9 protein-coding genes are annotated in these 7567 nt (G+C 32.9%); 6 read left to right on the top strand and 3 right to left on the bottom strand.

Annotated features, from left to right (window positions below; genetic code table 11):
* Positions 1–216: 216 nt before the first annotated feature.
* From BUC45_RS03735 to BUC45_RS03725, 3 genes are read right to left on the bottom strand one after another with little or no spacing between them, the layout of a single operon-like run.
* A complete protein-coding gene (locus BUC45_RS03735) occupies positions 217–888 on the bottom strand; it encodes a fructose-6-phosphate aldolase (protein ID WP_296970452.1) in 672 nt (223 codons plus the stop codon).
* 19 nt (positions 889–907) lie between these two features.
* Complete coding sequence (locus BUC45_RS03730) at positions 908–1753, bottom strand: class II fructose-bisphosphate aldolase (protein ID WP_296970450.1); 846 nt, start codon at positions 1751–1753, stop codon at positions 908–910.
* A 21-nt stretch (positions 1754–1774) separates the two neighbouring features.
* A complete protein-coding gene (locus tag BUC45_RS03725) occupies positions 1775–2812 on the bottom strand; it encodes a zinc-dependent dehydrogenase (RefSeq protein WP_296970448.1) in 1038 nt (345 codons plus the stop codon).
* Positions 2813–3110: 298 nt separating this feature from the next.
* On the opposite strand from BUC45_RS03725, the gene BUC45_RS03720 reads away from it, so the two are divergent.
* The 6 genes from BUC45_RS03720 (at position 3111) to BUC45_RS03695 (ending at position 7445) form a co-directional block, all read left to right on the top strand.
* Positions 3111–4061, top strand: coding sequence for a sugar-binding transcriptional regulator (locus BUC45_RS03720; RefSeq protein ID WP_296970446.1), 951 nt, complete (start codon positions 3111–3113; stop codon positions 4059–4061).
* Between the two features lie 20 nt (positions 4062–4081).
* Entirely contained in the window at positions 4082–4462 is a 381-nt protein-coding gene (locus BUC45_RS03715) for a transcriptional regulator GutM (RefSeq protein WP_296970444.1), read from the top strand.
* Between the two features lie 58 nt (positions 4463–4520).
* Positions 4521–5066 (top strand): PTS glucitol/sorbitol transporter subunit IIC, encoded by a 546-nt coding sequence (locus tag BUC45_RS03710; RefSeq protein ID WP_296970442.1) that lies wholly within the window; start codon positions 4521–4523, stop codon positions 5064–5066.
* A gap of 25 nt (positions 5067–5091) precedes the next feature.
* On the top strand, positions 5092–6108 hold the full coding sequence (locus BUC45_RS03705; protein ID WP_296970440.1) for a PTS glucitol/sorbitol transporter subunit IIB: 1017 nt from the start codon (positions 5092–5094) through the stop codon (positions 6106–6108).
* A gap of 20 nt (positions 6109–6128) precedes the next feature.
* A complete protein-coding gene (locus BUC45_RS03700) occupies positions 6129–6494 on the top strand; it encodes a PTS glucitol/sorbitol transporter subunit IIA (RefSeq protein ID WP_296970438.1) in 366 nt (121 codons plus the stop codon).
* A gap of 132 nt (positions 6495–6626) precedes the next feature.
* Positions 6627–7445, top strand: a complete 819-nt coding sequence (locus BUC45_RS03695; RefSeq protein WP_296970437.1) for an SDR family oxidoreductase — start codon at positions 6627–6629, stop codon at positions 7443–7445.
* Positions 7446–7567: the final 122 nt, after the last annotated feature.

The following is a 7567-nucleotide window of genomic DNA, read 5'->3' as shown; positions in this document are numbered from 1 at the left end:
TTTTAGCAGGTTTATTTCACGAGTGCATTTTATTTTTAGAAAAAATAAATGTTAGGGTAAATTATTTTCCACCCCAACATTTATTATAGAACCAAAAATCCTGCTAAGATTATAATCTTAGCAGGATTTTTTACTTAAATAATCAAGTTTTTATGAACTTTAATTTTATTTTACCAAAGCTCCCAAAATATAGGATTTTAGAGACTTAACTTCAATTTATTTTATGAATTCAGTTTGATTATAAGTGGTTTCCCAGTCTTCAATGAAAGTTTTAATACTTGAATCGGTTAATGGATGGTATAATAAGTTTTCGAGTACTTCTAAAGATAGGGTAACAGCATGAGCTCCTTCAAGGCTGGATTTATGGACTTGTTCTACGTTTTTAAAGCTTGCTGCTAATATTTTGGTATTTAATTTATAAATATCAAATAATTTTTTAATTTCTCTTATTACATTAACACCATCGCCTGATATATTATCCAATCTGTTTACATATGGTGCTACAAAATCAGCACCAGCTAAAGCTGCAACTAAAGCTTGTTGTGGAGTAAATATAGCAGTTGCAGTAATATTGAAACCTTTTTTCTTTAATATTTTAATAGCTTTTATTCCTTCTTTAATAACTGGAATTTTTATGTAGATATTTCCTCCAATACTATCTTTAATAAAATTGGCTTCTTTTACTATGTTTTCTGCTGTAGTACCTAAAACTTGGATATGGAGCATTTTATCCTTGCCTATTACTCCGCCAATATCTTTTAATAGTTCTACATAATCTTTATTTTCTCTAGCAATAATAGTAGGGTTTGTAGTAACACCTGCTATTGGGTAATATTCTATTCCCTTTTTAATGCTGTTTATATCTGCAGTATCCAAGAATATAAGCATTATGGAACCACCTTTCTAGTTAAATTCTATTTATGCAATCAAATGTCCTGTAGTATTTAATAAGACATTTTTTTATGGCTTCTTCTGCAGTTAAATTAATATCTCCAAAATTATCAGTAGAGTTCATAGTTTCTTTTATAGCATTTTTTGCAGCCACCATAAGATCTGTGCAGATATTTATTTTGCTTATGCCCAACTCAATACATTTTTTCAGCATATCTTCTCCAGTGCCTGATCCACCGTGTAAAACTAGCGGAATACTAACTTTCTTTGCAATTTTTTCTAGTCTATCCAGGTCAATGTTTGGTTTTCCTCTATATTTTCCATGTACGGTTCCTATAGCTACTGCAAGTGAATCAACATTAGTTTGTTTAACAAAATCCTCTGCTTCATCGGGTTCTGTTAATACTGATTGGAAGTTTTTCATGATTTCACTGTTTGGATTATCGGACCCTACATGTCCTAATTCTGCTTCTACAGTAACATCACATGCATGGGCTACTTTTACTATTTCTTTAACTAAGTATACATTTTCATCATAAGGCAGGGTTGAAGCATCAATCATAACTGATGTAAAACCGTACTTGATGGCTTTGATGATAGTTTGGTAATCATTACCATGATCTAGATGAAGTGCATACTCAGCATTAAATTTCTTACCATAAAAATTAACTAATATAGCTGCCTCTTCGATCCCCATATATTCTAGATGGGACTGTGCCAAACCGATAATTACTGGACTTTTAACTTCTACGCTTGCTTTTAGAGCTGCTTTTATACTATTGATATCCCATATATTAGGCTGAGGTATTGCATACTGATTTTGCCTAGCCTCTAATAATATGTTTCTAGTGTTAATAAGCATAAATTTGCCTCCTAATATATATTACATTTTTACTACTGTCTTAAGGCCCTTGCCGCTTTTCACCATTTTTATACCATCAACGATATCGTCTAAAGATATAACTTCTGTTATCAATTTACTAGCATCAATAATGTTATTTTGAAGTAAGTTTTTAGCAATCATATGTTGTGGTATTGTAGAACCAAAAGCTCCAAATATAGAAATTTCATTATAGTGTGCACGGTTAGTATTTATTGGATTAATGGATTTATCTCTTGGCAGACCAGCGAAAAGACTAACTTTACCACATTTTTTTGTTACTTCAATAGCTTGTTGTTGAGCTGATGGTGCCGAACAAGCAGCAATTGCTACGTCAACTCCTTGCCCCTTGGTTATTTCGAATACTTTTTTCACAAGATCTTCTTTGTTGGAATTAATTAGATAGTTTGCTCCGTTTTGGGCGGCCAGCTCCAACCGTTCGTCTTGAATATCAGCTAGAATGATTTTTGAAGCACCTTTTGCTTTAGAGAGGCTAGCATGCATAGCACCAATTGGGCCAGCACCAATAATTAAAACTGAGTCTCCCACTTCGATATTTAAATACTTGTGACCATTTATAACGCAGGACAATGGTTCAGCTATAGATAAATTTAATAGATCTGCATCGTCATCTAATTTAATAATGTTTCCTCCATTAACAGCTTTTGCTGGTACTTTAATGTATTCTGCAAATCCGCCATCGATTTCATAACCAACTATAGTTTGATTTTCACACATGTTACTATTGCCAGTTAAGCAATATCTGCATTTTCCACAAGCAATCATTGGAACTAGTAGTACTTTATCGCCTTCGGAATAATTGTCAACTTCCGCTCCTACTTCTTCTATGATGCCGGTAATTTCATGTCCGATAATTCTTGGAGGTATTACATTGGATTGGCCATTATAATAAATTCTTACATCAGTTCCACAAATAGCACAGTATTGGATTTTAACCAAAACCTCATCTTTATCAATTGAAGGTGTTTTTCTTTCCTCAATCCTAAGATCTTTTGGCCCATAAAAAACAGCGGCTTTCATTTTTATCCCTCCTTGCACAATTGTGCATATATTAAAATTTTGGTCATATCTGTTAGCTTTATTTTATATTTAAGCCTTAGAAATGTCAATCTTATTTAATCTTATCAGACGTTTAACTTTATGTAAATCTTAGTAAACAAGGTGTAAAATTAGCCATTTAAAATCAAATCATAGCTTACAAATAAAAAAATATTTTTGCAAAGACTTGATTTTTGTGAAAATCAAAATTATAATATAAGCAAAAGTAATAGCACATATATGCACAATAAGCACGAATGTGCAGAAGGGAGATAAAAAGTTGAAGGACTGGGATGATGAACGGTTACTGGTAAAAGTGGCACAAATGTATTACCACAATAATATGTCACAAAGCGAAATATCTAAACGATTGGGCATTTATCGAACAACCATTAGCAGAATGTTAAAAAGAGCTAGAGAAAATGGAATAGTAACTATTCATATTAATAGCAAATATAATTATTGTTATGAATTGGAAGATAAATTAGAAAAAGAATTTGGGCTGAAAGAATGCATTGTAGTACCAGGAAGTACTGGAGAGAGAGAAAATGGAAAGAGAGCGGTTGCAAAAGCTGGTGCTGAATTCTTAAAAAGAATTGTAAAAGATGGAGATAATGTAGGCTTTGCTTGGGGTAGTACTCTTGCCTATTTGTCAGATGAATTAAAAAACTGTAAGCAAACATCCATTAACGTTGTTCCTTTGGTTGGTGGTCCTGGGAACATAGTAAGTGATTATCATGTTAATACAATTATCTCTAAAGTTGCTAAAGCTTTTAATTGTAAAGCCCATTATTTATATGCGCCGGCAATAACTGAAAAAAAAGAGACTAAAGAAGCTATTATTAATGATAGTAATTTTAGTAGTATTTTAAAACTATGGGAGAAAATTAATATTGCAATAGTGGGTATAGGTTCTCCAGCTAAGTCTTCGAATGTGATCTGGATGGGTTTTTTTGAGAATGAAGATTTTACTTATCTAGAAAAAGAAAACGTTGTAGGTGATATATGCTCAAGATTTTACGATATTAGTGGAAGATTAATTGATTCAGATATTAATGATAGGACTATAGCTATAGAATTAGAAGAATTGAGATATATGGAATACTCAGTAGGTATAGCTGAGTCATTAGAGAAAGTTCCAGCTATTCTAGGGGCGTTAAGAGGTAGATTTATTAATACATTGATAACTACCGAGCAGACTGCCAAATTATTACTGGACTTTAATCAATAATAAAAAAGGGGGATATCCCTATGACCTGGAGATTTATCGGTTTAATAGTAACAGCCTGGTCATTGCATATTACTTTAGGATTGTTACAAATTAGAGCTTTTAACAAAAAATATATTGAATTAAGGCGTAAAGGAAAGGTTGCTATAGGGAAAGTAAAAGGAAACCTTAGAGCAGGGACTGTTGTATTGATAGCTATAGACGAGAATTGCAATATAATACAGGCTGAAAAAATTCAAGGATTAACAGTGTTTGCAAGACCAAAAGCTATGAAAAATTTAGTAGGTGAAAACCTATTAAAAATAGATCCTGCTGTTCTTGATGAATTTGATAAACTTACTTTATTAGCCGTAGAGGATGCAATAAATAATTATAGAGCTGTTACAGAAGGGGGTGAAGTATAAAGACATATAATCTTTTATTTCTTGCAGTTAACAAATAATTCAAGAGAGGTGAATTGTTGTGGAATTCTTATCAAATCTTGCATCTGGATTTATAGGCTTATTTGAGGAGGGGGGAAAAACTTTTGTTGGTCTTGTCACAAATATAGTACCACTACTCATATGCTTACTAACTGCTATGAATGCTATTATTAGGCTTGTAGGAGAGGAAAAAATAGAAAAGCTTGCACAAAAATCAGCAAATAATATATTTGCTAGATATCTGATATTACCTACTGTGGGAACATTTTTCTTCTGTAACCCTATGACGATGTCCCTTGGCAAATTTTTACCTGAAAAATATAAGCCTGGATATTATGCAGCATCAACTTTTGCTTGTCATACTATGAATGGATTATTTCCACATGTAAATCCAGGAGAACTCTTTGTTTTTCTAGGAATAGCTAACGGTATAACTGAATTGGGTTTGCCAATATCTGATTTAGCATTAAGATATTTCTTGGTTGGTGTTGTTACAAACTTCTTTAGGGGTTGGATAACTGATTTTACTACTGCTTATGTTGCTAAACAACAAAATGTGAAATTAAAGGAAACTGTAAGTCTGTAAGCTGTTTATATTAGGAGGTGTCTATATGAGTAAATACAGATCAATAATTGTAACTGCAGGTAATGGCGGATTTGGTGGGCCTCTTGTAATAACTCCAAATGATAAACAAAAATATATTGTCTATATAACTGGTGGAGATAAACCCAAAATTGCAGATAAAATGGTTGAGCTATCGGGAGCAGAATTAGTTGATGGTTTTAAGACCAAAGTTCCAGATGAAGAAATTGCCTGTGTAATTATAGATTGTGGTGGCACTTTAAGATGTGGTGTATATCCACAAAAAAGAATTAAAACTATTAATATAAGGGCTACAGGACCAAGTGGACCACTAGCTAAATATATAACTGAAGATATTTATGTTTCTGGTGTTAAAGAAGAGAATATCAGTTTATATGAAGGGGAAGAAGCAATAACTGAGGCAGTTACAACTAGTGAAAACACCGTAGAATCTGAAAAGGTTAGTAAACCAAAGTACGATACATCGAAAAAAATAAGTCAACAAACTGAAAATAAGAGCTTGATGGTAAAGATCGGTGTCGGAATAGGAGGAATAGTAAGCGTATTATATCAAGCAGGCAAGGATACAATAGACACCGTTATCAAGACAATTATACCATTTATGGCATTTGTATCTATGCTAATAGGTGTGATATTAAAATCTGGTATTGGGGATGCTTTTGCAAAGTTGTTAACACCTCTAGCAGGAACATTACCTGGTTTAGTACTTATATCTCTAATTTGCTCTTTCCCATTGTTGTCACCATTTTTAGGGCCTGGTGCAGTTATAGCACAAGTTATAGGGGTATTAGTTGGTGTGGAAATCGGTAAAGGGAATATTCCACCACATCTTTCTTTACCTGCCTTGTTTGCAATAAATTCTCAAGCAGCAGCTGATTTTATACCTGTAGGATTAGGGCTTGCAGAGGCTGAACCTGAAACAGTGGAAGTAGGTGTACCTGCAGTACTATATTCTAGATTTTTAACAGGAGCTCCTACAGTATTGATTGCTTGGTTAGCTAGTTTCGGTTTATATTCAAATTAATATTAACCGGGGGAACTTCAATGAAAACTGTATATCGTACTATAGCTACAGCAATTGGAGATTTTGTTAGTCAATTAAAGGAAGAAAAAATTATAATATTGTTTAAAGAAAATACACCTGATGAGCTTTATGACTATTGTGTGATTCATAACGAAAATAGCTTAAAAGATAATGTAGAGTCGGGTGACATATTAATTATTGATGATGAAGAATACTTAATAACTGCGGTTGGCAAAGATGCGGTAGAAAATTTAAGTAATTTGGGTCATGTTACTTTAAGATTCGATGGAAAAAATAAAGCAGAACTACCTGGTACTATACATGTAGAAGGTAAAAAAATTAAAGATATAAATATTGGGACTGAAATAAAAATTGTTAGAAGATAATTGTAAACATAGGAATCATGTTTCGTAAACAGTTATGAAACATGATTCCTATGTTAGTCAACATATTATATTGGGAAATGTAGCAAAAGATAAATAATCCATAGCTATTTAGGAGAATGGGGGGAATTAGACATGACAGATACTTGGCTACAACTAAAAGATAAAACAGTAATAGTTACTGGTGGAGCTTCTGGTTTAGGAAAAGTTATATCACAAGAATTTTTAAATCATGGAGCTAATGTTGTTGTTTGTGATTTAAAGTCTGAAGCAGCTGAATTTGAAACATCTGAAGGGAAAGTAATGTATATAGTCATGGATGTTACAAGCAAAAATAGTGTAGAAGAGATGGTCAATAAAGTTATTACAAACTATGGCCGGATAGATATATTAGTTAACAATGCTGGAATAAATATTCCTAGGCTCTTAGTTGATCCTAGAGAGCCAAATAGCAAATACGAATTAGATGAAATTGTATTTGATAAAGTTATGAATGTAAATGTCAAGGGTACATTTTTTTGCACACAGGCAGTTGCAAGGGAAATGATAAAAGCAGGTAAAGGTGGCGTAATAATAAATATATCTTCCGAATGTGGTTTAGAGGGCTCTGAAGGACAAAGTGTTTATGCTGCTTCAAAAAATGCTATTAATTCTTTTACTAGGTCCTGGGCCAAAGAACTTGGCAGATTAGGTATAAGGGTAGTTGGAGTTGCACCTGGAATATTAGAAAAAACGGGACTTAGGACTAAGGAATATGAAGAAGCCCTAGCATATACAAGAGGGATTGAAGTAGAAGAATTAAGAGCAGGCTATAATAAATTATCGACTATACCGCTAGGAAGGGTTGGCAAATTGAAAGAAGTTGCAGACTTAGTATGTTATTTAGGAAGTGAAAGAGCAAGTTACATTCATGGTGTAACTATTAATATTACAGGTGGAAAAACAAGAGGATAAATAAAAATATAGATACTAATTTAGGCTCTTTGTCAATAGTTGGGGTGGGATTTTCTTAAATCCCGCTCCATTACTATTTTTACCCTTATTTTTGTGTTATGATTGAGATGGATAGAATTACA

Source organism: Tepidanaerobacter sp. EBM-38 (genome assembly GCA_001896545.1).
Classification (GTDB): Bacteria; Bacillota; Thermosediminibacteria; order Thermosediminibacterales; family Tepidanaerobacteraceae; genus Tepidanaerobacter.
The sequence above is the reverse complement of the archived record's forward strand: the minus strand, read 5'-3'. Positions and strand labels throughout refer to the sequence as shown.